A 25,898-nucleotide genomic window follows, 5' to 3' on the forward strand; every position below is an offset into this window, starting at 1 on the left:
GCAAAAATTCCGTTTCAGCTTTCTCCAGATTGCTCATTATTCTTATGTAAATGAGTATGCTTAACTGGGCAAAAAAACATGAATTATTGGATTTAATCTTCGTAAACTCTGGCTTCTAAAGCATCGGGAAATTCCTGACAATACATCTCAAAATAGCTTTTTGGATTTTCCACAAAGTCACTTTTTCTGAGAATATCAGTAATTGAGATGATTCCTAATAGTTTACCTTTAATGACAGGAGCGCGACGGATGCCTGTATTGGCAAATAAGCGGGCTATATACTCCACACCAAGCTCAGGATTGACGACAATACAAGGCTTGGTCATAATTTCATAAACTCGCACTTGTTTGGGGTCTTGACCATAAGCACCAACTTTATAAACAATATCAGTTTCAGTTATCATGCCATAGGGGTCATTTTCTGTGCGAGGTTCGACAATTAAAGAGCGCAGATGGCGTTCTTTCATTAGTGCTACAGCTTCTGCTACGGTTGCTGAACCGCGAATTGTCACAACTTCTGTGGTCATTATGTCTTCAGCTTTAATCATGGTTGAAATCCTGAAAGTAATGAGTATGAATTTTTGGGATTTTGATTTGGTAAATGTCTACATATGGGGGAGAATAAAATAGATTTACTCATCTCTAATATGTGCTGTTTAGAAACTTCTGGAGAAAGATTAGATGTCGTTAATGGCTGAAAATTACTTGGTATTCCAGGTGCGTAAGCTTCAATGACACTTCCATCCAGAGAGCGTATTACCATCAGGTAGTCACAAACTGGACACTCTGTGCGGATAATTTGATTAATCAAAGAATACTTGTGAGCTAGTTTTTCATCAGTTAAAAACTGACGTTTTGCTTGACTACCGCAATTAGGACATGGAAATATATACGCTCTCTGCATGGAGAAACCCCCTCAAGAATGTTAAAGTATTTTGTTTAAAGCTGTGGTGAATTTTTCATAGGGAACTACCCCAACAACTATTTCTGATAATTCACCGTTATTGAAAAACATAACTGCGGGAATACTGCGAATACCGTACTTTTTCGCAACGCTTTGGTTTTCGCCTTCACCAACGTCTAATTTGACCACTTTTACCTGATCTTTGTATTCTTCGGCTAGTTTATCCATTAAAGGAGCAACCATCCTACAAGGTCCGCACCAAGTTGCGGTACAGTCCATGACAAACAACTCCTTTGCCTCTAAGAGCGATTCAAATTCTGATTTTTGGATATATTTAACAAGACTTTCATTCAGACTCTCAGAAGTAGCCATAGGTTTCTCCAGCAAAAATTTAAATTGGTGATTATGTAGTTGTAAGATGGAAAATTGTCAAATAATTGAGGTTATTTGTTGAGGTAACGCAAGGCTCAGAAGTTCTATAACTCTGATGCCATAGAAATTGTAATCTTTTGATTTTTCTTTTCTTTCGCATAAAATAGGCAGGAAGTTTACTTTATTTTTGTGTCATGCAGATAAAATATTTTTTCCTGATTTGATTGATATTTTTCCAGCAGTTAAATTTTTTTATTTGCTGTTAAATAAGATTTGGCAACGGAATCTTGTAAAAAGTGAGTTACTATTTCAACTGAGCGATCGCCATTAATCATGGTTAAACAATTTTGTTGGCGATAATACTGAATTAAGGACGCAGAATGCTCATGATAGAGTTCTATTCGCTTGTAAACACTATCATGAGTATCATCTAGGCGACTTTGTTGCAGTAACCTTGGCAACAAAACATCAATGGGGACATAAAAGCTAAAAACTTGGTCGTAAAGCTGTTTTGATGAAGTATTGTGGTTTTTAGCCTGGATTTCTAATAGTAGTTGATCAAGAAGTTTCGCCTGGGATAAGTTACCAGGAAATCCATCCAGAATCCAACCCTGTTGAGCAGAGGCATGATTTAAGCGTTGGCGGATGATATTCAGCAGGAAATCATCTGGAACTACATCACCTCTTTCTATATAGGGCTTGACTTTTAAGCCGAAAGAAGTCTCCTTGGCGATCGCCTGACGGCATATATCATCTATGGAAATATGCGGAATTTGCCATTGGCTTGACAGTGCTGCCCCCTGGGTACTCTTGCCAGCACCCGGTACTCCCAAGAAAATCAATCGCATTCAAACACCCCCTATTTCCAACTGAAAATGAGATGAAATCAACAACCAATACAATCCCCAAATATAGGATTCCTCTAGGACTAACCAATATTTGAGATATCATATCTACAGAGGTGATTGAATTCTGAAAACAATGGCAACTGAAAAATCAAAAGACTCTTACCTGTGGGAAAAACTAGACCAAGCCAGGAAAGCGAAAGCTGCTAGTGGCGGCTATGCCGGCTATGGTTCACCTGCTTTTGGTCAACAGTCCGTTAATGGTGAATTAGTGGAAAATCCATCTGAACAACAGATTATTGAATTAATTCGCCGTCACCACAAGTCAGGAAAATCACTTCCACAAATCGCCGCTTGGCTTAACCAGCAGGGATATCAAACCAAGCGGGGGAGTCAATGGCAACCTGTATCAGTTAAAAGAGTCCTAGACAGGCTATATGGTAAAATACAGAGGATTTCGGGCATGGATGAAGACTAATGCTTATTGACTCTAATTTAGAACCACAAAGCAAAAATGTCTTCTTTTACCCCTATTTGGATAAGCTAGTACCGCAGGGCGTTCGTCAAAAGTCAATAGTCAAAACGAATATACAATGAGCTTTCCAGTAGTTTGGAATGGTCTATTTATTTCCGCCGACCTGTACTAGTTTAAACTTTATTCCAAATTTACCTTTTAATCGTTCAATCCTTTATATGTAAACTGTTTCCTCGATTTATCCTTTACATCCCCCGTATTATAACTGAAATTTGTGGGAAATAATGTGTATATGACAAAAAACTTTACAAAACTTCATAAATTAACTTCATCAGCTATTGTAAACCATGCAAATTGATGAGTCACCCATTGGTGTTCCCTGTTTAGAAGATGCGATAGATAGACAGCCACTGGTTGTTGCGCCCAATACCTCCCTGATTGATGTTGTGAATTTAATGAATCAAATGCGAGGTAATAGTTGTTTATTACCTGATTTTGATTTGGAAATTGGCTTTAATTCCATGCAAGGCACGCGTTCAAGTTGTGTTTTAGTCATGGAAGAAACAGAGCTATTGGGTATTTTTACAGAGCGAGATATTGTCAAATTCACAGCAATGGGTACAGACTTTACTAATGTGAAAATAGCTGATGTCATGGTGCATCCAGTCATAACCTTGGCAGAAACTGCATTTCGGGATATATTTGCTGCACTGTTTTTATTTCGACGATATCGCATTCGCCACTTGGTGATAGTCAATGCAAAGGAACAACTCGTGGGGATTGTCTCCCCAGAAAGTATTAGGCAAGTTTTGCGCCCTACCAACTTGCTGAAAATGCGCCGTGTGTCAGAAGTAATGACTACGCAGGTAATTCATGCACCACCCACAGCCTCCGTACTCAGCTTGGCACAGATGATGGCAGAACATCAAGTTAGTTGCGTGGTGATAGCGAAAACAGATTCCTGGAATGATGTTTTATCTGCTTTTAAACCAGTAGGAATTGTTACAGAAAGAGATATCGTACAATTTCAAGCATTGGGATTAAATCTGCCTCAAATTCAAGCAAGAACAGTCATGAGTACACCCTTATTTTTGCTTAGTCCAGAAGATTCCCTATGGTCTGCCCATCAAGAAATGCAGCAGCGGCGAGTGCAGCGATTAGTTGTATCCTGGGATTGGGGAGCAAAGTTAGCGATCGTAACTCAAACCAGTTTGTTACGGATATTTGACCCACTGGAGATGTATGGAGTCATAGAAACATTACAAATAACTGTAGCTCAGTTGGAAACAGAGAAAGCTAAATATTTCCATAGCCGAACTAGCTCCACCGAACTACCTCTACAGCCAGAGTTCAAGCAGATACAGAAACAACATATAGTTGCTGACGAAAACTTAGATAACTTGATTGCTACTGTGCAAAGCCGGATAGAACATTTGATCAAAAACCCTGATTTATCCACAGAATTACAGCAAATGTATTTAGGTTTAGCGACAACGGAGATGCAAAAAATTCGCCATTGTCTTCATGGCTAAAAAATGCTTCACCTTCTCGCAGTAACCTGATTAGCACTGCAAGGTATTTTACCATGATAGAATTGCGTTCAGTCATCTTATCCTCAGATATTATTCATGGTAATCATTGCCGGAACCAAACCGCCATTTATCTATTAACCGATGCCAGTAATATTGTTGTTGCATAGATAAATTATTAACTAAAAATTCTATTACTGGAGTTACAAAAAATAACCCATTATAAACCCATAAGTTAATATAATGTAACATCCAATCTAATAAACTCAACAAACCAACTTGGGGAATAATCTTTGCCACTAATAAAGGATGAGATAAACCAGTTTTTAACAAAGTTTGGGTTAACGCCTTAAACTGGACGATATCTTGTAAAAAAGGTTTTAAAACAGGTGTTCCTAACTCCTGCATTTGGGCAAATACAGCGGAGAGTAATTGGTTAATTTGATTAGGATCAATTTGTTGATTGACACCTACACTCATCGCTTGTTGGAATAACCAATTGACACTTAAACTAGGTTGATAGGGTTGCAAGATTGCTAAAGATTGGGCAGATAATTGATCAGTTTTTAATGCTTCTTCAATTCCTAAAGTTAGCCTTTGTAAATGACGCACCATAGCGCCAAAACCACCAAAACTTAAAGGTGATTGATTACCGCTACTATCTCCCACAGGCAAAATGCGATTCCAAGGGGTTTGCAGAGGACTTTGACGATAGCTAGGAAAGAAACCAAATAATGCCCGTTGAAAATTTAGGCAATTAATTTCCACACCTTGATATTCTGGTAATAGGCGCAAATATTCATCAAATAAAGTTTCTAAACTCAACCGTTGTGGATCTGCATCCATATAGGTAAATAAATATGTAGTTCTACCATCTTTAGCTGGAAAAGCTTCCCAAAAATATTGACATTGATTTTCCAAAGCTGTGAAAGATAACAGCAAGTCACCTAAGTTATTTTCTGGAAATCCTGTCGCGCAACTTCCCACAACTAAACAAAGTGCATCTGGTTTTTTTCCTTGACGCGCTTGTTGGCTAATTGGGGAAAGATTTCCCATGGCATCTAATAACAATTTTGCGGTAAATTGATTATTGATCATAACTCCATTTGGGTGAACTACTGTATCGCTAAATGGTGTATTTTCAAATAACTTCCCTCCAGCATTGAGAAAGCGAGTTTTTAATGTTTCCAGAAGATAAATAGGATTGACACCAATGTTAAGAACATCTTCTACCCATACTTCTGTATCTCCTTGAAAGCTAACTCTTGCGGGATTATATTCTGTGACGATAGCTTGTGCTAATTCGTCTGCTGTCAACAATTCCAATTCCCGAAATACTTCTAACTCTTTGCGAGAAATATTCCATTCTTGTTCTCTTCCGCGTAAAACTCCCCTTTCTAGCAACGCTACGCGCACACCCCGCACAGCTAAAGCAGCAGCGATTAAAATTCCTAAAGTTCCACCACAGATAATGACATCAAATTCTACAGAGTCTAAATTTTTGGGATTTTCTGTAACTACGTTGGGTATGGGTGTGTTACCGATTCTTAGGGATGTTAATATGCTATCAGTACGACGCAAGCTGCCTAAAACATCCCCTGGGAGTTGGGAAAGAATTTCTTCGGTTAGTGACATAACGGTTAATTCCAGCACAGTTCTATATTGATACTATCTTTACTAGATACATAAACAAAGAAATTTCATTTAGACAGGACTTACGCAACTGGCACAGCGATCGCTAATTATTAGTATATGTGTACTGCAATAATGAAGATGTTATTGAATCAGACTGATTGAGAATTGTTAATAGTAATAGATTAAATAAATGACGGGTATTAATTTTATGAGAGAATGATGATAGGGTGCATTAAGAAATTAATTAACGATGAAATTTACTAAACTTGTAACTCCTCAAATGTATTTTCCTTTCCAGAACAAAAATCCCAAAATTCATTTTCAACCCATATATCTTGGGTAGTATCTAGAGGAGAATTAGATAGCATACTCTTTTGTTTTTCATACCAAGATTTTTTAAAAGGATTAAAAGGAATAGCAATACGCGCTTCTAGGTTAGGATATATTTTGGCAAATGGAACTGATCTCAGAGTTTATGGCAATCTAGATATAGAAGTCTCTCAATAACTTAATTTCCAGAAAATACTTATGAACCGTTCCCAGATAGTTGCGATTATTACAGGTGCAATTTCTATTCTACTAGCGATCGCCTACCTCATTGTTGTCCAAATCCTCGATTACCGGGATATGAAACCAGCGCCCATTAGTCAAATCAGCCCAGTCGTCATCATTGCGTCCAGTAACTTCCCTAATTTGCAGCTTGACATAATTTCTAAAGTGTGAAACAGATGGGGTAGACGATTCTGCCCCTATTCTATGATAGAAAAATAATCCATAGACTTAAATCAATAGTTGTTATTTAATAATTCAATCCATTGAAATATAAGAATAATTTAGAGAAAATATCGTGAATTTGTCTAATTAAATAATTCCTTTTTGGCGCAGATAACGGTAAGCTAATTCTAACAATATTAAACAAAGATAAATTTCCATTGTCTGGCATCACTAAGTTGATAGGGATCAACACTATTAGGTGTATTTTCTTTAATTTTTGCTGCAAACTATAGAGGTAATTGAATGGCTCAGTATTTATTAGACACTGTTTGGCTGATTCCGGTTTATGCCTTGATAGGTGGGCTTTTAGCCATACCTTGGTCACCGGGGATAATCCGCAAAACTGGTCCTCGACCGGCGGGATATGTCAACGTTGTCATGACTTTTATCTCATTTTTCCATGCTGTTTTTGCTTTTCCCGCAGTGTGGAATCATCCAGCCAAAGAAGTATTTATTCCTTGGCTATCAACAGCAGGTTTAAACCTGACTATTAATTTAGAACTTTCTTCTGTCAGCGTCGGTGCAGTAATTATTATTACCGGATTGAATTTGTTGGCGCAGATATACGCTATTGGTTACATGGAAATGGACTGGGGTTGGGGACGCTTCTTTTCCTTGTTGGGATTATTTGAAGCAGGTCTGTGTGCCTTAGTTTTGTGTAACGATTTATTTTTCACTTATGTAATTTTGGAAGTCCTCACCTTGGGAACTTACCTATTAGTAGGTTTGTGGTTTAGTCAGCCCTTGGTAGTCACTGGGGCGCGAGATGCTTTTTTAACCAAACGGGTGGGAGACTTGTTTTTGTTAATGGGTGTCTTGGGACTTTGGACACTTTCGGGAACTTGGAATTATGCAGAGTTAGCAGAATGGGCGGACACAGTCAATGTTAATCCCACAATTATCACCTTAGTATGCTTCGGGTTAATTGCAGGACCTATGGGTAAATGCGCCCAGTTTCCCTTGCATTTATGGTTAGATGAGGCAATGGAGGGGCCTATTCCCAGTACAATTTTGCGGAGTTCGGTGGTAGTTGCTAGTGGTGCATGGGTGTTAATTAAATTACAACCTGTGTTTAGCTTGTCTCCTGTGGCATCTGCGGTGATAGTGGCTATTGGGGCAGTGACAGCTATTGGTGGTTCATTAATTGCGATCGCTCAAATTGACATCAAACGCTGTTTATCCTACTCTGTCAGTGTTTACATGGGATTGGTATTTATTGCCGTAGGCACACAGCAAAATGAAGCAGCATTACTATTAGTCATCACCCATGCCCTCGCCGCTGCATTGTTAGTCATGAGTACCGGGGGAATCGTTTGGAACAGTGTTACCCAAGACGTTACCCAATTAGGTGGATTATGGTCACGTCGTCCCATGTCCGGTTTAGCCTTTATTATCGGCACATTGGGTTTAATCGGTTTTCCGCCTTTAGGGAGTTTTTGGGCTTTATTCAAATTAGCTGATGGTTTATGGGGGACACACCCGATTTTAGTCGGCATAGTAATTGTTGTTAATGCCCTCACTGCATTTAGTTTAACTAGAGAATTTGCTTTAATTTTTGGTGGTAAACCCAAACAAATGAGTGAACGTTCTCCCGAAGCTATTTGGTTAATGGTTTTGCCAATGATGATTTTATCTGGCTTTGTTTTACATCTACCAATAGTTTTACAAAGTTTATCATTACTTCCCGAATGGGCAACATTAAATAAAGATGTCGCCCTACTATTAATTTGGTCAAGTATCTTTGGGTGCAGTATTAGCAGCATCATCTATTTAGGCAACATTCCTAAACCAATTCGTTTACCCTGGCAGGGCTTACAAAATTTATTTGCTTACGACTTTTACACCCCTAAACTTTACAAAGTTACCATTATTTTCGGCGTTGCCCAACTTTCTAAATTTGCCGATATGCTGGACAGATTTGTAATAGATGGTATCGTCAATTTTGTTGGTTTATTTTCTCTTTTAGGTGGTGAAGGCTTGAAATATAGTAACACTGGACAAACTCAATCTTATGCCTTAACAGTGCTTTTAGGAGTCGGTGTTTTAGGTGCTTGGGTAACATGGCCTTTCTGGGGAATTCAACTCATGGATTTAATTTTCTAAATATCTATGATTTGGATTGCTGATAATAATCTAAAATGATAATTATCATCTATAGGAATAATCCAATGATTAACAAAATAGTTGGTGGTTATTACGATTTAGATACTGGTAAAGTTAGTTTAGTTAGTTCAATTGGGTGCGGTTCTCGGTTGAGTGACAGATAAGAACCCCACCCCCAACCCCTCCCTGCTCTTCGAGCTACGGTGTACAGACATCTCTAGAAAGGATGCTAAACAAAGACTTGTGTGTACACCGTAGGCAAGCGAGGAGGGGAGTATGATATACCTGAGATGATTGGGAAACACTGTAGATCAACTGGTAATAAATTACCAATTAACAATTTTCAATTAAAAAATATGTTGAGTGTTTTAATTTGGCTACCAATTATAGCCGCTATAATCATCGGTTTTTATCCAGTAAAAGATGTTCCTGCGAATCGGATTCGGTTAGTATCTTTAATCGTTACAGGTTTAGTTTTGCTGTGGAATATTTTCCTTTTGTTAAAATTTGATATCAGCAATCCAGGGATACAATTTACCGAATATTTACCTTGGAATGAAACATTAGGGTTGAGTTATCAATTAGGAGTTGACGGATTATCAATATTAATGTTGGTATTAAATAGCTTCCTCACTTGGATTGCTATTTATAGCAGCAGCAAAGATACAGAACGCCCTCGGTTATTTTATTCTCTGATTTTATTAGTTAGTGGTGGCGCGGCTGGTGCTTTCTTATCAGAGAATTTACTTTTGTTCTTCCTCTTTTATGAATTGGAATTAATTCCCTTTTATTTACTAATTTCCATTTGGGGGGGAGAAAAACGAGCTTATGCGGGCATGAAATTCCTGATTTATACAGCCATTTCTGGGGCTTTCATTTTAGCCACATTTTTAGGAATGGTGTGGTTAACAGGTTCTCGCAGTTTTGCCTTTGATGCTGTTGCAACTCAAAATATTTCTGCCGGAATGCAATTAGTATTATTAGCAGGAATAGTTTTAGGTTTTGGAATCAAGATTCCTTTAGTTCCTTTCCATACTTGGCTACCAGATGCTTATGTTGAAGCATCCACGCCTATTGCTATTTTGCTAGGTGGAGTATTAGCAAAACTAGGAACTTATGGATTATTACGATTTGGCTTAGGAATGTTTCCCCAAGCTTGGCATATTATCGCCCCAAATTTAGCAATTTGGGGGGCAATTAGCGCGATTTATGGGGCAGTAGTAGCGATATCGCAAACAGACATAAAACGGATGGTAGCATATAGTTCTATCGGACACATGGGCTATATTTTACTAGCAGCCGCCGCCGCCACACCTTTATCATTAGTTGGTGCAGTTGCCCAAATGTTTAGTCATGGAATTATTCTCGCTATTCTCTTCCATTTAGTCGGAGTTATCGAAACCAAAGTTGGCACCAGAGAATTAGACAAACTCAATGGTTTAATGAGTCCTATTCGCGGTTTACCATTAATTAGTGCCTTACTAGTTTTGAGTGGCATGGCCAGCGCAGGTATTCCCGGTTTAACTGGTTTCATTGCTGAATTTATTTCCTTTCAAGGTAGTTTTTCAACCTTCCCTATTCCCACAATTTTATGTGTGGTTGCATCTGGTTTAACCGCAGTTTATTTTGTTATTCTTCTCAATCGTACCTGTTTTGGCAAGCTGCAAAATAACCTAGCCTACTATCCCAGAGTATTATGGAATGAAAAAGTCCCTGCCCTAATTTTGGCATCCTTAATCATCTTTTTAGGAGTACAACCAGTTTGGTTAGTGCGTTGGAGTGAAACTACAACTACTGCAATGGTAGCCGCAATTCCTACTACAGAAAAAACTGTAATTGCTTTGAAGTAATTATCATCAATCATGAGTGATATAGCCCGCCTGGGAATGAATTTCCAGTCTGATAGCTAAAGTTATCTAAAGATGACTAAATAACCTGAAAATTTTTTAGTAAACTTTAGTTTATTTTGGTTATTAGCCCGGAAATATGGCTTACGCCACGCCGCGCTATCATTTCAGGGTGGGTTTGAAAGCTAACAGATAAGCTATTCTATTAACCAACACAAAAAAATACTATGGTACAAATTTCAGACAAACCAACTACCAAAATCCCCCCATCAAAACACGAATTTGCCGAAATTATTCATCGCTTAGAAGCTGGCGGTTCAATGTTGCCAGATACACCGGAAAATTTAATGCAAATTATCGGTATTTATAAAGCTTATGCTGTACCGATGGATTTCTATTGGCGAGATTTACTTTACATTGCCGAAAGAGTATTTTTAGATCCTTTACCAGCTTTTAAATATTTCTTACCACAGGAATATTTAGACTTACATAATCACTATGCAGGTGATGATGCTGATTTAAGAATTTGGCGAGGTATAGCTACTGCACACCCAGAACTTTTGGCATTTATGGAAAAAGGTGAAACCACCAAAATGCCAAAAATTCTCCATCATTTATTCCATGACAGAATCAACATGGAATTTGCAGAAGCTTGTATGCAAGCTATGTTATGGCATCGCAAAATGTATGCACCAGTTAATCAATTTGATGCCTATTTAGATTCCGAAGAATATAAAACTAATGCTGATAAAGCCATTAAGGCTTATTTTCGGAAAAATCCTCTCATGTTAGGACTTTATAAACTGTTTCCCGATATGTTTTTGGAACAGTGCCGGATGATGTCCTATTATTCTAATCTCGGACTTTTCTGGGAAGTCATGGCACCAGTATTTTTTGAAATGTCAGATATTTATGATGAAGGTGGTTTCAAAGGTGTACCTGATGCCATGAATTTCCTTGTCAATGGCATATTTGCGATCGCCGGTCGTCCCATTTATCATCATGTTTATATTGATGGTGAATGTTTTGAAATTATCCCCAAATCAAAAGGTTTTACTTGGCTATATGAAGCCGCATTACCTTATGTAGAAGCTGTTTTTTATCGCACAGCCCCATTTAGAGGTACAAAGTCTTATAATGCCCAAGCAGGGCAAGTTCCCGAAGATCAAAAAGACTTCCATTATGGGATTCTTTACGCTGATGTCTTTCCCGTCGGTACAGCAGGTATTCCTCCCACATTATTAATGCAAGATATGTTGCACTTTTTGCCTCAATATCTCGTTGATTATTACCAAGAATATTGTCGCGGAGAAGAGGATATTTTGATTCAATTGGGAATTACTTTTCAACGTTCCATGTATAACGTCACATCGGCGGTAATTCAAGCCTTAAGAACCGCCCTTTTATATCCTTTAGATGATGAAAATCCCAAGCATTTACAAGCAAATCGGGAATTTTTTGAAATGCAGCTAAATCGCTTTACTCGCACTGATTATGGTATGCGTGATGCAGCGAGATTAAGGAACATTCAAACACAGGATTATAGATAAATTATTCTCTTTACCCGCATTTTTCTCTTAACAGCCTTGATTGTTAAAAAATATGCGGGTAGAGGCTTGTTAATATATCCTGTCCTTATCAGTGATTTTTGCAACCACCTTTACCATGATGGTGGTCGTGATTATGTCCATGAGTGCAGCCTTGGAGGTTCTGCTGCATGAGGTGTTCACTCATTGGTTTTAAAGACTCATCTACGGCTTTTAAGCCTATCCATGCGTCAAGTTTCTCAACATCAAAGCCTACTTCTCTTTTGTCCCCTACTTGGATCAAGGGACGACGGATTAATAAGGGATCTCTTAGCATCATGACTAAAGCATTTTCAGTGGTGATATTTTCAGGATTCACCTCTCCTGATTTTACACTAGGTGCGGCTTTATTGAACCATTCGCTGACCGGGCGATCGCCAAAAAATGACCGCAATTTTTCCACTGTCCAAGGTTCTGTTAATAGATTATATGCTACTACTTCATGACCTGCGGCTGTGAGCAAAACTTTTTGCTTTATACCACCTTTACAACCTGGTTTTTCATAGAAAATTACTCTGGCCATTGCTGTTTCTCCTATAAGGTTATGGTTGGATGTTTGGATAGGAAATAATTAACCGCAGATAAACGCAGATAAAAGATGATTATTTTGATTGATAGCTAAGTAGGTGGGCGTTAAAAATTGTCGTTGTGGCAAGGAAACAGGAAGAGAGTTTTGAGTGATTTTACTTTTCTTCACATACCTTTAAATTTTTCTGTTCACCTACTTAATTCCAAGATGACTGACTTCTAGCATTAATTAATCATTCATTTACAATATCTAAAAAGAAGCTCAGGATCTTACTTTCTCTAATATTTATTACCATAATCTGTTATTTAGTTTTTTGCCACTACTTTTAAAACTTTTTAGCAATGTGGTTAATTACGTCAAATTCAAATCTCTGTTTTGGGTTGGTTTCTCCATAAATATTAAATGTTACTGTTGGTTCTTCACCAATGGCTTGAACTTGATGTATTGTTTGCGGTGTAAAACTCACGATATCACCTGGGGATAAATTTATTTCGCCTGTTTTTTCAATTTTATCAGGAAATTCTGGATCATAACTACGTTTCCAAAATGTATTTTTTTCCTGACCTTTTAAGATTGCCACTATTCCCCATGTTCCATGATTATGAATACTAGAAGTTGTTCCCGGTGCAAATGTTACTGTTTGTACAGTTAAAGGAAATCCTAATTCATCATATAATAGTAAAACCGAGATTCCCGTTTTCAGATCAGGTTGTAAAGATTGACTTTGTACCCAATAGGAATTTATCATTAATCGTCTTACCAAAATTCTAATTTCTGGTAGTCGTGTTGATTCATCTTCGACATTTTTGAGAACGTCTTCGACTTCAGTTAAAAAGCGATAGAGACGATAATTATCACGCAATAAATCCCATGATCTTGCTGATTTACAAACTTGATATTCTCCATTTTCAGCAACAAATAAATCCTGACCTTGCATAAATTTTAAAATATTGACTGTGCAGAATTAGGTAAAAAAATTATAGGAGGAGAAGTTTGAGGCATTTTAGTTACAGGAGTCAAGGGAGATGTAGGCATTCCTGGTAGAATCACAGTATTCTGGGTAGAAAATGACGATATTAGATGGGAATTTGAGTTGAAAGATAACCAATTATTCATGATTCGTAATTTGTTGATTGTTTGTAGTTGTCATTTGTAGGAGTTTTTCCCTATCCCCAGATTTAATCTTCTTCTGGTGGACGAGTTAAAATATCGAGAAGAATACCAGCACCAAAATCATTTTTATCATCAATACCTTTGATTCTGGTACTGATTTCTTTCGCTTGTTCGATCTTTCCTAGTTTAGCTAATACCAAACCTGAAGCAGCATAAGCAGTTAAGTACAATCTGATTTCGGGTTCTTGGTGACGGTTAACTAGGATAGGTTTAAGTTCTTGCCAATTATCAGGTAGACTTTCCGCTTTTTTTATTCTAGCGGTTATTTTCTCTGCTGTTGTCAGTGCTAAGACATAATTATTTTTGTAGTAAAAATATCTATAAGCTGCAACTAAAACATCTGTGTTATCTCCTGTTTTAGCTAACGCTTGCTGCATATATTTTGTAGATTCTTCGGTGTTTTCCCAATTCTGTGCTGCTAATATCAATAATTCTTTAACATCATCTGTTGCATCAAACCATGACAAGCTATTTGTATGAATTTGCATAGTAGGTAATTAATCCCATTTGTTCTGGAATATTCTGGATTTCCCATATCTACTATTTAACAATTAAAATCATAGTTAGTTAGGTAAATTTAATTATTTTATCACTTTGGTAAAATGAGAGAAAATAAAGTTTTTCCAGAATGCGTAGTATTTATAGGGTGCGTTACGCTACCGCTAACACACCTTACGTATATTTCAAAAATCAAATATTAGTTCTATATAAAGCAATTGATTTTGCCAGCAATAGATAAGTTTTAAGGTTACTAAGAAATGCCTCACAGTAATATTGCTGGAAAAGCCTATCACGATTTAAGCAAGCATTCCTACTTATCAGTACAAGTTAATCCCAATTATGTAGATGCCGCTACACAACCGATTTATTTTAAAGTTTATCCTCGTTTTTATCAGTCCTTGCAATTAAATCGCAATAACCCTATTCATGCTTTTGTGTAGTTAACCAGTGCGATTACTTTAGAAAAGATATATAAATTATTCCCTATAAATTGCGTGTAAATCTGTCTGTGGGGGCTTTATATCTTCCGGAAGTTGATGTGCAAATGGGTGGGGTTCAGGGAATAATAAATGGTATCTACTATATAGAAGTTGAGAATAATTATCTGACCTTAATTTATGAATTAGGCGATGATGAATTGGAGAATTATGTTATACTAAATAAACGTATCAACGGATTCATCTTTTTAGTTAGTTGTGTTTATCATAGGTCTAGCTGGAAATATCAAGACAGGAGTTTGGGATATTGTTTGTTGGATAGCGGACACCATTTGGGTGCTATCGCTGCTTTTGCATATCTTCACGAAAACAACATACAACTATGTTTTGATTTTGATAAACTTATTCTCAATGCAGATTTGGGATTTGAGAATAACGAGTTTATTACTAGTACAGGTCGGCGGAAATAAATAGACCATTCCAAACTACTGGAAAGCTCATTGTATATTCGTTTTGACTTTTGACTTTTGACGAACGCCTTGCGGTACTAGTTGTGTGATATCGACAAAAAGTGCAAAAAAATCAGTTAGATATAGAAATTTACTCAGTGGTGCATGATATCGAGGGAATTTCACCAGGGTTATATAAAAATACACATCTGATTACAGCGGGTAATCTTAGGGGAAAAGTAGGTTTTTTGTGCATTAATCAGCCTATAGCTAGAGATTGTGCTGTAACGAGAGTTTTTCGTGTCCGATTAGTTAGGTTATCAAACCGCTATGCAATTAGCCGGATTTGTCGGACAGAGAGTGTATTTATTGAGAAATTATTGGGGAGTAGATTGTAGTGGTATTGGTGCTTTCGATGATGATGAAACCCAAGCCTTTCTATAAACCAATAAGGACGTATTGTATGCAATGGCAATTGGTAATCAATAGGAAAATAACCGGACATGGCGAGAACAGAACATGAATTCAATGCTGATGATAAGCACCCTATACAGCCAACATCAGCAGATATTATGCTTCGACAACAATTGGAGCATTCAATTAGCAAATACTTTTATGAAGGATGCGATCGCATTATTCATAGTTTGTTGTCTAATTGTCGTTGGTATGCTACAACTCGCGCGAGTATTTTGACCTTAGTAATTGAATGTCCTGACCAAGTTACTAACTGGCAAATTTTGCAACAAATTGTCCCTATGGCGAATGTTCTTCATGGCATTGTTAGCAGTGCTAAAATCCGGGTTTGTCCTCCCGATAGTCAAACTGTGCCTTTTGAAATGAGAGTAGATGAGTTGCCAGTTTATCGTGATTGGATCTGATGCAATTAGGGATTTGAGATTGTTGATTAAGCCATCACATTCTGTTGGATAATTATAATTAGTTCGGCAAAAACTAAATCAGCAGAACGTTGCACAATAGGACTTAATTCCAGTCCAAAATCCAGATTTTTAGCTTCAATTAAATAGACTGTCACCTCTTGGGGAAAATCATCTAAGAAGATTTTTCTCCCAGCAGCCAAGGCATGATCCCAACGAAAATCATGTAAGTTGTAACTAGGTTCGGGCAGTGCTTCTAGTTCATTCCCTGGGACTCTAAATATAGCACCTGCCTCTGAACCTGTGCAACTAGCATCAAGAATAATTAATTTTTCGCTACCTCTGGCTTGAAACATCACCTCCATTCCCGCAGTTCCACAATCAAAAACGCGGATGTTGGGGTGAGGATTTTGGGCAACATATTGCTGTAAACGTTGGGCAATAATTACGCCGACAGCATCATCATTCCGATTCAGATTGCCACAACCAATGATAGTTAGCATGGGATATTTATAATAACATGAATATTATCAACTTGGCACAAAAAATTAAAATTTACGGAAATTCTGACTACATCTTTGATCATTGACTTTATAGTAGCTATAGTAGCCGTAAGTCAGTGACAAAAATTTGTCTTTATTTTCTCTGCGTTTATCTGTAGTGGTTAGTCAAAAATCATTCTTACCCATCAGATAGAATTGCTATATGCTAGTATTTCGTGATACAGAGACTAAAGGTAGAGGTATATTTGCCCAGCAAGATTTTGCTAAAGGAGATTTAATTGAAACATCCCCTGTAATTGTCATTCCTAAACAACAACTTAAGTTAATTACTAAGACGGTGTTATTAAATTATTATTTTGGTTGGCATGGAGAAAGCGGGGCAATAGGTTTAGGTTTTGCTTCTCTTTTTAATCATTCTTATCATCCCAATGCGATTTATACTAAGAATTTTGCTAAAAATGTAATTGATATTATTGCTCATCAATATATTCGGGAAGGTCAGGAAATTACGATTAATTATAATGGGCAGGTTGATGATATTTCTCCTGTATGGTTTGATGTGGAGGAATAAAGTAGGTTGGGTTGACGTATGTTACCCAACATTTACCCATTTGGTTAAGTTAAGCCTGGGAATTCATTCCCAGTCTGATAACGAAAGTCGGCTCAAGCCGGCTACATTTTTATGATTCTCCCCCAAAATTTTATCTTTAGTCAGCTTTAGCTTACTTTTGATATTAGCCATGGCTTTGCCACGCAGGCTATCAGAATTCATTCTGAGGTGGACTTTGTAAGCTGGGACTAATTTCTGCTAATGCTGTTTTGATACGTTCTGATAATGGCTGTTTAACTAAATCGTGATATAACAAAACTGCATAAACAATTTCATCATCTACAGCATGACGTAAGGCTGATATATTTTCTTGTTTAAGACTTTTAATTAAATTAGTTAGTGCTGCTTTATGTAGAGATTCAATTGCTCTTTGTAACCCTAATGCTACACAACGTTGACTTTCATCCCAGTTAGCAATAATCGCTTCAAACCGATTGATATCTGTAATCAATTCTTCAAGATTATTCATTATTTTTATGGGTTTATCTGGGGTTAATTGGTTATTTTGAAATTAGTTTAAGGCGCAGGCACTGCGCCCCTACGGATTTATTTAGAGAGATTGTTAAAACCTCATTTCATTTTAAAATCTTGCAAGAGAAAGGGCATAATTGCGCCTGTCGTTAAACTAGCTACAGTAATGGGAATACAGAGGGGAATTGATGCTTGTGCTAATAATACTAATATAACCGTGCCAATACCACTAGCAATAATAGTTTGACGCAGAAAATATATAGGGTCACGGAATAGTTTACCCTTGAGAAATAACTTAACAGAAAACCAACTTAATTCTAACATATATGCTCCTAATGATTGGCTAATAAATTCAGGATAAATAATCCTAAAATTACCGCAGGAATTACTCCTGCTGGTGCAAATAAACTACCAATTGTGGCTGCAAATTGATATCCTATATCTTTACCTGCAAGGATAATTCCGCCAATTGCACCACCAATCATTGATAAAATTGCGGCGATGATTAACCAACTAAATCCTGTGGTGAGATTTAATTCTGTATTTAAACTATGCAAAAATTTGACAAATCCTGGATCATTAACTAAATCAAACATAGTCATTCTCCTATTTTGGGGTTAATTGATGGCAAATGCCTGGATTTCTGCGGTTAAATCTTGTAGGGCTTTGGCTACTATTTCGGCTTGTTCTAATTGCTTATGTTCTGTAAATATTCGCCAAGCTTCTTGATAGTATGCTTCTGCTTTTAAGAGATTTTGGGGATTCCCTAATTCTGGTTTTTCGAGGTTGTCGGGTAAGTTGAAGAGGAGGTTAGCTTTGTTAGAAATTGTATTAGCATATTCTAACGGTGTATCTTGAAGATTACGCACTTTTAAAGCTTCATCATAGGCTAAGACAGCGCGTAAATTATTTTCTACAGGATGGGAACTTACTAGATATTGTAAGGCATTTCCTAAATTATTTTGCAACATTGCATATTCTCTAGGATGGTCAATTATGTTAATATGCTTGAGGGCGATTTCAAAGGATTGGACTGCTAAACCTTGACGTAAAGATTCTTGTGCCGATGACATGGGCATGGAAAGATAGGCGATCGCTATGTTATTATACAAAATCGCATATTCTTGGGGGTAATCTTCCCAAGTAAACACCCGCAAAGCCTCATGATAAGCATGAATACTCTCAGTTATCCGCGCTAAATTATAGGGAACAAGAGATTGCAAAACTAACCCCAAATTCATCTGCACTTCTGCTACTTCTGCCGCTGGGGCAAATTGTTGTAAAATTGGCAAAGCTTCCTGATAATCTGCTCGCGCTTGTTGCAAAAATTGGGAACCCCCGTCAGGGATCATCTGTAACGTCCCTGCCATGCCCACCTTAGCCCGTGCTTTTAGTAAAAGATACTCCTCCCCACACATTTGATAAGCGCGGTCAAATAGCCCAATTGCATTGTGTAGATCTTGGGCTGTTTTCGGCTTTTTCTGAAAACCTTGTGCTATTTCTATCAGCATTTGGATTTTTTCGGCTGTTGTTGCTGACTCTGAAGATATGGACGCAATAGCAGCTTTCACAAATGAATCTGTAATACTAGAAGTCATAAATTTGCCTGGGGAATGGAGTTATGATCACCCATATATTAGGGTTATTAACTAAGCCGATTTACGCAGTTTTCGAGTTGATACAAATTCCCCAATTTCTTACCATCGTATGCACTTAAATAAAACACATCATACCGCCCTCCTCGCTTGCGGGGAGGGGTTGGGGTTGGGGTTATTTCGTTCTAGACACAACCCGCCCATCCAATATAAAACAATTGGGTTATAAAAATCTAGAGTGAATTTACCAATAAAAGGAGTTGCCTTTCTATCCTCAAATTCATGATTTATCTAGCAGTTATCAAAATTGACATAAAATTAAAACCAGAATAAAAAACCCACTCATTAAGAGGATGTTTGAAAAGTTTTGAATGTATAGACTGACCCCTCTCCAAACCTCTCCCCTGCAAGGGGAGAGGCTTTGAAAACCCCATTCCCTGGTAGGGAAGGGGGGCAGGGGGGTTAGGTTTTTGGAAATTATGGGTTTCATCTGATACTTTTCAAACAACCTCTAAGTGGGTTCTGACTATTTATCAACAATAAAACAATTTAAGCGTTTTCAATCCCGATCTTTTTTTGAGCAAATTTGCGTTTAGCCCACATACCCGCACCAAAAAGCACCGTACTACCCACCACAGGAAGAGCGTCGGTTTCCCAAGGCACAGCAGCCACATCTCCCAGAGTGACATTCCCAACCCCGGTAATGCTAGAATTGTAAGCACCGAAATCACTGTTATTGAATCCCGTATTCACGAAATAATACTGAGTATCTGCCGTCAGGTTAACCCCATTAAAGCCAGAATTATTGCCATCAGGAAAATCATCGTTACCGATAATAGCATTAGTTAAGGGACTAGCAGCACTAAAGCTATTCTTATAGATAAAGGTGTAGTTATCGAAAGTGGCTGTACTAAGAAAATTGTAAGCCCCAGTAGTACCCACAAAGAAATTTTGCACTTGATAGGGGACGGCAGTACTTCCAACTGATAAAGAATTAGGGGGATTGGTTGCATTCTCAACTGGGCGATTCCACGTAGGAGCACCCGTTGTGTTTCCCGAAAAAGTAATCGCTTGGGCAGGAGCAGCCACCATGAAAGATAAAGAGGCAAAGCTAGTCAGAGCAAGGGTTTTAGCGATTATGGGGGGGGTAAAAACTTTCATGTTGATTTTTTAGGTAAAAATTCAGATGGAACAGGGAACGGGCAACTGGAAAAACTCATGTTTAAAAACATGAGATTGAAATAATGTGCCGAAAAAATCCCAGTATATGCCGCTAATAGAGAACAGAGAAAACTCTAACTCTAAAAGTAACATGACCATATCATACATTTAGGACTTACGCAACTGGCACAAGCGATGGTGCGGCTACGCTGCACCGAGCGCCTAAAGACTAAACCATTGACATAGCAATATCTGGACGTTTTAGTTGTCCTATTAAATAATTAGAAAGCAAATTATGCTTAATTTGATAAATAGTTTGACCTGTGTTGTAAGCTAAGTTTTTTAGTCTTAGCCAAACCAACATAGCACAAGCTATATGATTTCTTTGAAGACGACCTTTGCGACACTGACATGATTCAATGCCAGTTAATTGTTTTATCTCCCTGTGAAACTCTTCTATTTTCCAACGGATTTTACACACCTGTTGTGTAACATCCATAGAACTTTGAGATATATCATTAGTTGCGATATAGTCCGTTCTATCGGTAGAGATAGTAACCCGGAATAGCTTCACTTTTTTCTCGGAGGGGAATGCTTTTATCTTGATAATTTTACCACATTCTAACTCATCTTCACTCCATGACAATGATTCAATATTTTTATATTTTTCTTTGCCAAAACTATCATCAACCAAACGATTAATCTTTAAAGGACAATAATAAACTTTATCTAGACTATCAATATAAAGCATTAAATTGTTAACTGCATACCAAGTATCCATTAAAACTGTATCAAATGGCAGAACCTTTTGATATACAAGCCCTTGCAACATATTTTTCACATGGTCAACTTTACTTAAACCATCATTGTCAGGGTTAAAAATACGATAATCTATTACCCAAAATTTGAGAGTTTTAGGATTAACATATATACAATTGACTATTCCAATTCCTTTGACGATGCCATGCTCATTTCCACTATATTGCCTTCGCACTATTTCAATCTTTTCTGAAAATCTTTTGTTTAAAACTGTGTCATCAAATATAATATAAGCATTCTCGTCCCGGACAATTATATCTTTCACATTATCCCAAAGTAACCGAGGAGTCAATTTCTCATTTTTTAAATAATAATTAATTTTATCGTGACTAATATTGTCTAAATGTTCTGCTAGATTAGTCATTGTGTAGTTGATTTGACTGCTAAGTAAATACTGGCAGTAATTAAGTTTAGTAAATTTCATCGTTAATTAATTTCTTAATGCACCCTATCATCATTCTCTCATAAAATTAATACCCGTCATTTATTTAATCTATTACTATTAACAATTCTCAATCAGTCTGATTCAATAACATCTTCATTATTGCAGTACACATATACTAATAATTAGCGATCGCTGTGCCAGTTGCGTAAGTCCTGGCATTTTCAAAATTTGTAACTTGTTCTTCTGTTTGCATTAAGCGATTTTCTTGCAAGGTTGCCAATAAATTATTTTGATTCATTGTTTTGTCCCTTATTTCTCAAAAGTATAACGATTACACTATAGTGGCTGAACTTACTTTTACATTCTCTTGCTGTTTAGAAATAGAATCTGTTTGTGTAAATTCATCAAATAATTTAAAAAAATCCTCAAAAGCAGTATTTTCATCTTTAGAGAAAAATAAAATTATCTGATCCCATGTTTGATTATAAGCAACATTATATTTTTGTTGTATCCAAGGTTGAAAATTTGAAAATTCTTGTTCTTGAGAAGTTTGAGGTATTTGCATTTGACGACGTGCAAAACTGTAACCAGCGATAAAAGTGCGAAGATTAGCGATGGTTGTTTTTCCTAAATACATAGCTGGACGTTTTTGAATATTGCGGATTAAATCGTATAAATCTAACATAATATTCCTCTGGTTAAAATTCTGTTTCAGTAATTTGAAATTCTCCACCTAAATCTTGTATAACGCAATATAAGTTATTTATCCAGTTTACCCTAGAAACTCCTTCGGGGTGAATGTTGTCAAAAATTAGTTCTTGTCCATCAATTTCTACTGCAATAGCATAATGTCTACCGTTAATGGAGATATTTTGTTGTAAAACTTCATGGTAGATATTACAGAATGGGTCTTCTGTACTCCCTGTAAACAAGTTAATTTTTCTACCAGGTATTTTTTGATTAATTAGGAATTGACGCAAAGCTATAGCACAAGGAACACATTCAAAAATATGAAATTGTTCGGCTATATCATTTAGTTGACAGTGAATGTCATTATTAGTCATGATGCAGGATATTTTTAGCCAGATTAGAAAAAATACGGAAAACTATAATCAGGGTAAAAATACCATGAATTGAGGAAGCCGGGGAATAAATTTTATTATTTGTCTGATAGCGTAGCGTGGCGCAAGCCATATCAGGATATCCAGGATTAGAAGATTAACAGGATGTTTTTTAGAAAATATAGGTTTTTGTGAATGATAGAAAATATATTTTTCTCTGAACCATAATTTATAATCATTAAATATTCACAGAAAATCTATAAATAACAATCCTGTACATCCTTAAATCCTGGTTATCCTAATTCAGACAACCACAACAAATAATCTCCAAATAGGAAGCCAGGGAATAAATTCCCTGTCTAAAAGCTAAAGTCGGTTTAAACCGATATTGGGAATGATGGAATATTATATTTATCTTCATCAGGTAAAAAGTCAATCAAATCCTGTACATCCTAAAATCCTGGTTATCCTGATTCTGACAACCACAACCAACAATCTCCAAATAGTGAAAATGTAACTTTACCTATTTGTTAATAACTAAAAAATTGAGAGGAATATGAACAACAAGATCCCCGACTTATTAAAGAAGTCGGGGATCTGACTCTACATATCTTTGCGCCGGACACCATGTTAAATCGGTGATACATTCATCAAAAGCATCCCAGTTATGTCCGAAGTATGTAGGAATTTCCATTGCTTCAGCAGCTTGATTTAAAAATGTTTGTTTGCTATTGATTTTTTTACCATCAAGATAAAAAAATTTATGATTCATAGATTTATGGTGAGGAAATAGGTTAGCAAAATTGTCTGAATCAGGATGTCCAGGATTAAAGGATTTACAGGATGATAAAATATAAAATGGGCGATCGCTAATAAAATTATATAAATCTTAAAATTATGTAGATGATAATTTTAACTATTTTTAAGTATTATGTTATTAATATTGTCTAAATGTTCTGCTAGATTAGTCATTGTGTAGTTGATTTGACTGCTAAGTAAATACTGGCAGTAATTAAGTTTAGTAAATTTCATCGTTAATTAATTTCTTAATGCACCCTATCATCATTCTCTCATAAAATTAATACCCGTCATTTATTTAATCTATTACTATTAACAATTCTCAATCAGTCTGATTCAATAACATCTTCATTATTGCAGTACACATATACTAATAATTAGCGATCGCTGTGCCAGTTGCGTAAGTCCTGTCATAAATTATCATCATTAACTATTCACAGAAAACCTATAAATAACAATCCTGTACATCCTGAAATCCTGGTAATCCTGATTCAGACAACCACCACAAAAAATCTCCAAATAGCCATAAGCCAGGGAATTAATTCCCTGTCTAAAAGCTCAAGTCGGTTTAAACCGACTATTGGCCCGGATTTCTCACCAAAATCCTCAAACCCTTATATAATCTGGATTATGGGTTTTTACACTGCATCAAAAACAACCTCGTGAAAAATGACCGAAACCGTTGCTCTATAAGGATTATATAGATTGCGATCGCATTGTTTGTGAGAAATGCGGGTTGGGAATGATGGAATATTATATTTATCTTTATCAGGTAAAAAGTCAATCAAATCCTGTACATCCTTAAATCCTGGTAATCCTGATTCAGACAACCACCACAAAAAATCTCCAAATAGTGAATGCTATTGATTTTTTTACCATCAAGATAAAAAACTTTATGATTCATAGATTTATGGTGAGGAAATAGGTTAGTAAAATTGTCTGAATCAGGATGCACGGTTACTGAGCGAAGTCGAAGTACAGGATTACAGGATTTACAAGATGATAAAATAGACCATTGCTAATAAAACCTTATCAATGACTACTTTAACCGCCAAATCTTGATAGTTTTGTCACTACTCCCACTAGCCAGAGTTTGACCATCGGGGCTGTATGCTACTGAAAGAACCGAGCTAGTATGAGCAGTAAAAGTTTGCAGTAGCTTTCCCGTTTTTACATCCCACAGTTTGATAGTGTCGTCCTCACTCCCACTAGCCAGAGTTTGACCATCGGGGCTGTATGCTATTGACCAAACCAAGTCAGAATGACCAGTGAGGGTTTGCAGTAGCTTTCCCGTTTTTACATCCCACAGTTTGATAGTGTCGTCCTCACTCCCACTAGCCAGAGTTTGACCATCGGGGCTGTATGCTACTGAAAGAACCGAGCTAGTATGAGCAGTAAAAGTTTGCAGTAGCTTTCCCGTTTTTACATCCCACAGTTTGATAGTGTCGTCCTCACTCCCACTAGCCAGAGTTTGACCATCGGGGCTGTATGCTATTGACCAAACCAAGTCAGAATGACCAGTGAGGGTTTGCAGTAGCTTTCCCGTTTTTACATCCCACAGTTTGATAGTGTCGTCCTCACTCCCACTAGCCAGGGTTTGACCATCGGGGCTGTATGCTACTGAAAGAACCGAGTTAGAATGAGCAGTCAAAGTTTGCAATAGGTTTCCCGTTTTTACATCCCACAGTTTGATAGTCTTGTCATTACTCCCACTAGCCAGGGTTTGACCATCGGGGCTGTATGCTACTGACCAAACCCTCTCAGAATGACCTTTGAGGGTTTGCAGTAGGTTTCCCGTGTTTACATCCCACAGTTTGATAGTGTTGTCCTCACTCCCACTAGCCAGGGTTTGACCATCGGGGCTGTATGCTACTGACCAAACCCTCTCAGAATGACCTTCAAGGGTTTTTTCTAAAGAGAAACCAATAGGTAAATTTGCAATTATAGATATGGGATTGACTGGAAACACGCCATAACGTGCATAGCCATAGATTTGAGTTCCTATAAGTCCTAATATCGCAGCTATTAATAGTTTCCATAAAACAGGAATCGTTGTTTGAGGCGCTGGAATTGTGACAGGTTGACTCTGAGGTGTAGAAACTGGCGTTTGTGAAACCTGAGATCGATTTTGCTGAACTGGTGCTTTACTAATAGATGCTGCAACCTGCCAAATCTTGATAGTGTTGTCATAACTCCCACTAGCCAGAGTTTGACCATCGGGGCTGTATGCTACTGAATTAACCCAGCTAGAATGACCAGTGAGGGTTTGCAGTAGGTTTCCCGTGTTTACATCCCATAGTTTGATAGTGCTGTCCCTACTCCCACTAGCCAGGGTTTGACCATCGGGGCTGTATGCTACTGAATTAACCGATCTAGAATGACCAGTGAGGGTTTGCAGTAGGTTTCCTGTGTTTACATTCCATAGTTTGATAGTGTTGTCATAACTCCCACTAGCCAGGGT

The 25,898-nt window shown here is 37.2% G+C and carries 31 protein-coding genes and 1 pseudogene; 10 read left to right on the plus strand and 22 right to left on the minus strand.

Annotation, left to right across the window (positions count from 1 at the left end; all coding sequences use genetic code 11):
* Positions 1-92: 92 nt before the first annotated feature.
* The 4 genes from CA730_RS05670 to CA730_RS05685 all read right to left on the minus strand — a co-directional run bounded on the left by CA730_RS05670 (position 93) and on the right by CA730_RS05685 (position 2,124).
* Entirely contained in the window at positions 93-548 is a 456-nt protein-coding gene (locus CA730_RS05670; RefSeq protein ID WP_051424254.1) for a CBS domain-containing protein, read from the minus strand.
* The gene (locus tag CA730_RS26235) at positions 545-904 is read right to left on the minus strand and encodes a hypothetical protein (RefSeq protein ID WP_330221284.1); all 360 of its coding nucleotides are present in this window, start codon (positions 902-904) and stop codon (positions 545-547) included. Before CA730_RS26235 ends, CA730_RS05670 begins: the two co-directional genes overlap by 4 nt.
* A 21-nt stretch (positions 905-925) precedes the next feature.
* Entirely contained in the window at positions 926-1,276 is a 351-nt protein-coding gene (trxA, locus tag CA730_RS05680) for a thioredoxin (RefSeq protein WP_096665036.1), read from the minus strand.
* A 242-nt stretch (positions 1,277-1,518) separates the two neighbouring features.
* Entirely contained in the window at positions 1,519-2,124 is a 606-nt protein-coding gene (locus tag CA730_RS05685) for a nucleoside monophosphate kinase (protein ID WP_096665039.1), read from the minus strand.
* A gap of 133 nt (positions 2,125-2,257) precedes the next feature.
* Here CA730_RS05685 and CA730_RS05690 point away from each other — a divergent pair, with 133 nt between their 5' ends.
* Together CA730_RS05690 and CA730_RS05695 are read left to right on the plus strand one after the other, a co-directional pair.
* On the plus strand, positions 2,258-2,599 hold the full coding sequence (locus tag CA730_RS05690; protein ID WP_096665042.1) for a recombinase family protein: 342 nt from the start codon (positions 2,258-2,260) through the stop codon (positions 2,597-2,599).
* A 344-nt stretch (positions 2,600-2,943) separates the two neighbouring features.
* The gene (locus tag CA730_RS05695; protein ID WP_096665045.1) at positions 2,944-4,128 is read left to right on the plus strand and encodes a CBS domain-containing protein; all 1,185 of its coding nucleotides are present in this window, start codon (positions 2,944-2,946) and stop codon (positions 4,126-4,128) included.
* Between the two features lie 90 nt (positions 4,129-4,218).
* Here CA730_RS05695 and CA730_RS05700 read toward each other — a convergent pair whose 3' ends face one another.
* Both CA730_RS05700 and CA730_RS05705 read right to left on the minus strand, forming a co-directional pair.
* On the minus strand, positions 4,219-5,760 hold the full coding sequence (locus CA730_RS05700; protein WP_096665048.1) for an FAD-dependent oxidoreductase: 1,542 nt from the start codon (positions 5,758-5,760) through the stop codon (positions 4,219-4,221).
* Positions 5,761-6,020: 260 nt separating this feature from the next.
* Positions 6,021-6,230 (minus strand): TdeIII family type II restriction endonuclease, encoded by a 210-nt coding sequence (locus CA730_RS05705; protein ID WP_330221296.1) that lies wholly within the window; start codon positions 6,228-6,230, stop codon positions 6,021-6,023.
* Positions 6,231-6,288: 58 nt separating this feature from the next.
* Here CA730_RS05705 and CA730_RS05710 point away from each other — a divergent pair, with 58 nt between their 5' ends.
* The 4 genes from CA730_RS05710 (at position 6,289) to CA730_RS05725 (ending at position 12,034) form a co-directional block, all read left to right on the plus strand.
* Positions 6,289-6,483 (plus strand): hypothetical protein, encoded by a 195-nt coding sequence (locus CA730_RS05710; protein ID WP_096665051.1) that lies wholly within the window; start codon positions 6,289-6,291, stop codon positions 6,481-6,483.
* Positions 6,484-6,777: 294 nt separating this feature from the next.
* Positions 6,778-8,637: an NAD(P)H-quinone oxidoreductase subunit F gene (locus tag CA730_RS05715; protein WP_096665054.1), complete on the plus strand. Its 1,860-nt coding sequence runs from the start codon at positions 6,778-6,780 to the stop codon at positions 8,635-8,637.
* A gap of 356 nt (positions 8,638-8,993) precedes the next feature.
* Positions 8,994-10,487, plus strand: coding sequence for an NADH-quinone oxidoreductase subunit M (locus CA730_RS05720; RefSeq protein WP_096671310.1), 1,494 nt, complete (start codon positions 8,994-8,996; stop codon positions 10,485-10,487).
* Positions 10,488-10,711: 224 nt separating this feature from the next.
* On the plus strand, positions 10,712-12,034 hold the full coding sequence (locus CA730_RS05725; RefSeq protein ID WP_096665057.1) for a CO2 hydration protein: 1,323 nt from the start codon (positions 10,712-10,714) through the stop codon (positions 12,032-12,034).
* Positions 12,035-12,122: 88 nt separating this feature from the next.
* Here CA730_RS05725 and CA730_RS05730 read toward each other — a convergent pair whose 3' ends face one another.
* The 3 genes from CA730_RS05730 to CA730_RS05740 all read right to left on the minus strand — a co-directional run bounded on the left by CA730_RS05730 (position 12,123) and on the right by CA730_RS05740 (position 14,260).
* A complete protein-coding gene (locus tag CA730_RS05730) occupies positions 12,123-12,593 on the minus strand; it encodes an ArsC/Spx/MgsR family protein (protein ID WP_096665060.1) in 471 nt (156 codons plus the stop codon).
* A 331-nt stretch (positions 12,594-12,924) separates the two neighbouring features.
* A complete protein-coding gene (locus CA730_RS05735; RefSeq protein WP_096665063.1) occupies positions 12,925-13,536 on the minus strand; it encodes a cysteine dioxygenase family protein in 612 nt (203 codons plus the stop codon).
* A 241-nt stretch (positions 13,537-13,777) separates the two neighbouring features.
* Positions 13,778-14,260, minus strand: coding sequence for a hypothetical protein (locus CA730_RS05740; RefSeq protein ID WP_096665065.1), 483 nt, complete (start codon positions 14,258-14,260; stop codon positions 13,778-13,780).
* Positions 14,261-14,530: 270 nt separating this feature from the next.
* On the opposite strand from CA730_RS05740, the gene CA730_RS25450 reads away from it, so the two are divergent.
* The 3 genes from CA730_RS25450 to CA730_RS05755 all read left to right on the plus strand — a co-directional run bounded on the left by CA730_RS25450 (position 14,531) and on the right by CA730_RS05755 (position 16,037).
* A complete protein-coding gene (locus tag CA730_RS25450) occupies positions 14,531-14,713 on the plus strand; it encodes a hypothetical protein (RefSeq protein WP_231939988.1) in 183 nt (60 codons plus the stop codon).
* Positions 14,714-14,763: 50 nt separating this feature from the next.
* Positions 14,764-15,180 carry a nitroreductase family protein gene (locus CA730_RS25455; protein WP_231939990.1) on the plus strand — a complete coding sequence of 139 codons (417 nt, stop codon included), beginning with the start codon at positions 14,764-14,766 and terminating at the stop codon, positions 15,178-15,180.
* 482 nt (positions 15,181-15,662) lie between these two features.
* The gene (locus CA730_RS05755; RefSeq protein WP_096665067.1) at positions 15,663-16,037 is read left to right on the plus strand and encodes a hypothetical protein; all 375 of its coding nucleotides are present in this window, start codon (positions 15,663-15,665) and stop codon (positions 16,035-16,037) included.
* A gap of 26 nt (positions 16,038-16,063) precedes the next feature.
* Here the strand turns inward: CA730_RS05755 and CA730_RS05760 are convergent, their stop codons facing one another.
* Positions 16,064-16,537: a hydrogenase maturation protease gene (locus CA730_RS05760; protein ID WP_096665069.1), complete on the minus strand. Its 474-nt coding sequence runs from the start codon at positions 16,535-16,537 to the stop codon at positions 16,064-16,066.
* 202 nt (positions 16,538-16,739) lie between these two features.
* Between CA730_RS05760 and CA730_RS05765 the strand changes: the two genes are divergently transcribed.
* Positions 16,740-17,108: an SET domain-containing protein gene (locus CA730_RS05765; protein WP_096665071.1), complete on the plus strand. Its 369-nt coding sequence runs from the start codon at positions 16,740-16,742 to the stop codon at positions 17,106-17,108.
* A 211-nt stretch (positions 17,109-17,319) separates the two neighbouring features.
* Here CA730_RS05765 and CA730_RS05770 read toward each other — a convergent pair.
* The 12 genes and pseudogenes from CA730_RS05770 to CA730_RS05815 form a co-directional block, all read right to left on the minus strand.
* Positions 17,320-17,616 (minus strand): annotated as a pseudogene (locus tag CA730_RS05770) (NifU family protein); the annotation flags it as partial.
* 101 nt (positions 17,617-17,717) lie between these two features.
* Positions 17,718-17,942, minus strand: coding sequence for a hypothetical protein (locus CA730_RS05775; RefSeq protein WP_096665074.1), 225 nt, complete (start codon positions 17,940-17,942; stop codon positions 17,718-17,720).
* An 8-nt stretch (positions 17,943-17,950) separates the two neighbouring features.
* A complete protein-coding gene (locus CA730_RS05780; protein ID WP_096671312.1) occupies positions 17,951-18,214 on the minus strand; it encodes a hypothetical protein in 264 nt (87 codons plus the stop codon).
* Between the two features lie 21 nt (positions 18,215-18,235).
* Positions 18,236-19,216 (minus strand): hypothetical protein, encoded by a 981-nt coding sequence (locus CA730_RS05785; protein ID WP_096665077.1) that lies wholly within the window; start codon positions 19,214-19,216, stop codon positions 18,236-18,238.
* A gap of 546 nt (positions 19,217-19,762) precedes the next feature.
* Positions 19,763-20,374, minus strand: a complete 612-nt coding sequence (locus CA730_RS05790; RefSeq protein WP_096665080.1) for a hypothetical protein — start codon at positions 20,372-20,374, stop codon at positions 19,763-19,765.
* 229 nt (positions 20,375-20,603) lie between these two features.
* Positions 20,604-21,617, minus strand: coding sequence for an IS701 family transposase (locus CA730_RS05795; protein WP_096665083.1), 1,014 nt, complete (start codon positions 21,615-21,617; stop codon positions 20,604-20,606).
* A 136-nt stretch (positions 21,618-21,753) separates the two neighbouring features.
* The gene (locus CA730_RS25970) at positions 21,754-21,876 is read right to left on the minus strand and encodes a hypothetical protein (protein WP_269076502.1); all 123 of its coding nucleotides are present in this window, start codon (positions 21,874-21,876) and stop codon (positions 21,754-21,756) included.
* Between the two features lie 33 nt (positions 21,877-21,909).
* Complete coding sequence (locus CA730_RS05800) at positions 21,910-22,263, minus strand: hypothetical protein (RefSeq protein ID WP_096665086.1); 354 nt, start codon at positions 22,261-22,263, stop codon at positions 21,910-21,912.
* A gap of 13 nt (positions 22,264-22,276) precedes the next feature.
* Positions 22,277-22,642 carry a papain fold toxin domain-containing protein gene (locus CA730_RS05805; protein ID WP_096665089.1) on the minus strand — a complete coding sequence of 122 codons (366 nt, stop codon included), beginning with the start codon at positions 22,640-22,642 and terminating at the stop codon, positions 22,277-22,279.
* A 577-nt stretch (positions 22,643-23,219) separates the two neighbouring features.
* Positions 23,220-23,411 carry a barstar family protein gene (locus CA730_RS05810; protein ID WP_096665092.1) on the minus strand — a complete coding sequence of 64 codons (192 nt, stop codon included), beginning with the start codon at positions 23,409-23,411 and terminating at the stop codon, positions 23,220-23,222.
* A gap of 664 nt (positions 23,412-24,075) precedes the next feature.
* Positions 24,076-24,276, minus strand: coding sequence for a hypothetical protein (locus CA730_RS24140; protein WP_157749919.1), 201 nt, complete (start codon positions 24,274-24,276; stop codon positions 24,076-24,078).
* A 200-nt stretch (positions 24,277-24,476) separates the two neighbouring features.
* The coding region (locus CA730_RS05815; RefSeq protein ID WP_407919768.1) for a WD40 repeat domain-containing protein at positions 24,477-25,898 on the minus strand (1,422 nt) is incomplete at its 5' end.

This window comes from Dolichospermum compactum NIES-806 (assembly GCF_002368115.1).
GTDB classification, from domain to species: domain Bacteria; phylum Cyanobacteriota; class Cyanobacteriia; order Cyanobacteriales; family Nostocaceae; genus Dolichospermum; species Dolichospermum compactum.

Coding starts and splice junctions, on each gene's coding strand:
- CA730_RS05790 (WP_096665080.1), bottom strand. CDS start 20,374: ATGAAAGTTTTTACCCCCCCCATAATCGCTAAAACCCTTGCTCTGACT.
- CA730_RS05730 (WP_096665060.1), bottom strand. CDS start 12,593: ATGGCCAGAGTAATTTTCTATGAAAAACCAGGTTGTAAAGGTGGTATA.
- CA730_RS25970 (WP_269076502.1), bottom strand. CDS start 21,876: ATGAATCAAAATAATTTATTGGCAACCTTGCAAGAAAATCGCTTAATG.
- CA730_RS05780 (WP_096671312.1), bottom strand. CDS start 18,214: ATGTTTGATTTAGTTAATGATCCAGGATTTGTCAAATTTTTGCATAGT.
- CA730_RS05805 (WP_096665089.1), bottom strand. CDS start 22,642: ATGACTAATAATGACATTCACTGTCAACTAAATGATATAGCCGAACAA.
- CA730_RS05765 (WP_096665071.1), top strand. CDS start 16,740: ATGCTAGTATTTCGTGATACAGAGACTAAAGGTAGAGGTATATTTGCC.
- CA730_RS05715 (WP_096665054.1), top strand. CDS start 6,778: ATGGCTCAGTATTTATTAGACACTGTTTGGCTGATTCCGGTTTATGCC.
- trxA (WP_096665036.1), bottom strand. CDS start 1,276: ATGGCTACTTCTGAGAGTCTGAATGAAAGTCTTGTTAAATATATCCAA.
- CA730_RS05725 (WP_096665057.1), top strand. CDS start 10,712: ATGGTACAAATTTCAGACAAACCAACTACCAAAATCCCCCCATCAAAA.
- CA730_RS05735 (WP_096665063.1), bottom strand. CDS start 13,536: ATGCAAGGTCAGGATTTATTTGTTGCTGAAAATGGAGAATATCAAGTT.
- CA730_RS05785 (WP_096665077.1), bottom strand. CDS start 19,216: ATGACTTCTAGTATTACAGATTCATTTGTGAAAGCTGCTATTGCGTCC.
- CA730_RS25450 (WP_231939988.1), top strand. CDS start 14,531: ATGCCTCACAGTAATATTGCTGGAAAAGCCTATCACGATTTAAGCAAG.
- CA730_RS05695 (WP_096665045.1), top strand. CDS start 2,944: ATGCAAATTGATGAGTCACCCATTGGTGTTCCCTGTTTAGAAGATGCG.
- CA730_RS26235 (WP_330221284.1), bottom strand. CDS start 904: ATGCAGAGAGCGTATATATTTCCATGTCCTAATTGCGGTAGTCAAGCA.
- CA730_RS05740 (WP_096665065.1), bottom strand. CDS start 14,260: ATGCAAATTCATACAAATAGCTTGTCATGGTTTGATGCAACAGATGAT.
- CA730_RS05775 (WP_096665074.1), bottom strand. CDS start 17,942: ATGTTAGAATTAAGTTGGTTTTCTGTTAAGTTATTTCTCAAGGGTAAA.
- CA730_RS05800 (WP_096665086.1), bottom strand. CDS start 22,263: ATGTTAGATTTATACGATTTAATCCGCAATATTCAAAAACGTCCAGCT.
- CA730_RS05690 (WP_096665042.1), top strand. CDS start 2,258: ATGGCAACTGAAAAATCAAAAGACTCTTACCTGTGGGAAAAACTAGAC.
- CA730_RS05760 (WP_096665069.1), bottom strand. CDS start 16,537: ATGCTAACTATCATTGGTTGTGGCAATCTGAATCGGAATGATGATGCT.
- CA730_RS05755 (WP_096665067.1), top strand. CDS start 15,663: ATGGCGAGAACAGAACATGAATTCAATGCTGATGATAAGCACCCTATA.
- CA730_RS05795 (WP_096665083.1), bottom strand. CDS start 21,617: ATGAAATTTACTAAACTTAATTACTGCCAGTATTTACTTAGCAGTCAA.
- CA730_RS05720 (WP_096671310.1), top strand. CDS start 8,994: ATGTTGAGTGTTTTAATTTGGCTACCAATTATAGCCGCTATAATCATC.
- CA730_RS05685 (WP_096665039.1), bottom strand. CDS start 2,124: ATGCGATTGATTTTCTTGGGAGTACCGGGTGCTGGCAAGAGTACCCAG.
- CA730_RS05700 (WP_096665048.1), bottom strand. CDS start 5,760: ATGTCACTAACCGAAGAAATTCTTTCCCAACTCCCAGGGGATGTTTTA.
- CA730_RS05670 (WP_051424254.1), bottom strand. CDS start 548: ATGATTAAAGCTGAAGACATAATGACCACAGAAGTTGTGACAATTCGC.
- CA730_RS05710 (WP_096665051.1), top strand. CDS start 6,289: ATGAACCGTTCCCAGATAGTTGCGATTATTACAGGTGCAATTTCTATT.
- CA730_RS05810 (WP_096665092.1), bottom strand. CDS start 23,411: ATGAATCATAAATTTTTTTATCTTGATGGTAAAAAAATCAATAGCAAA.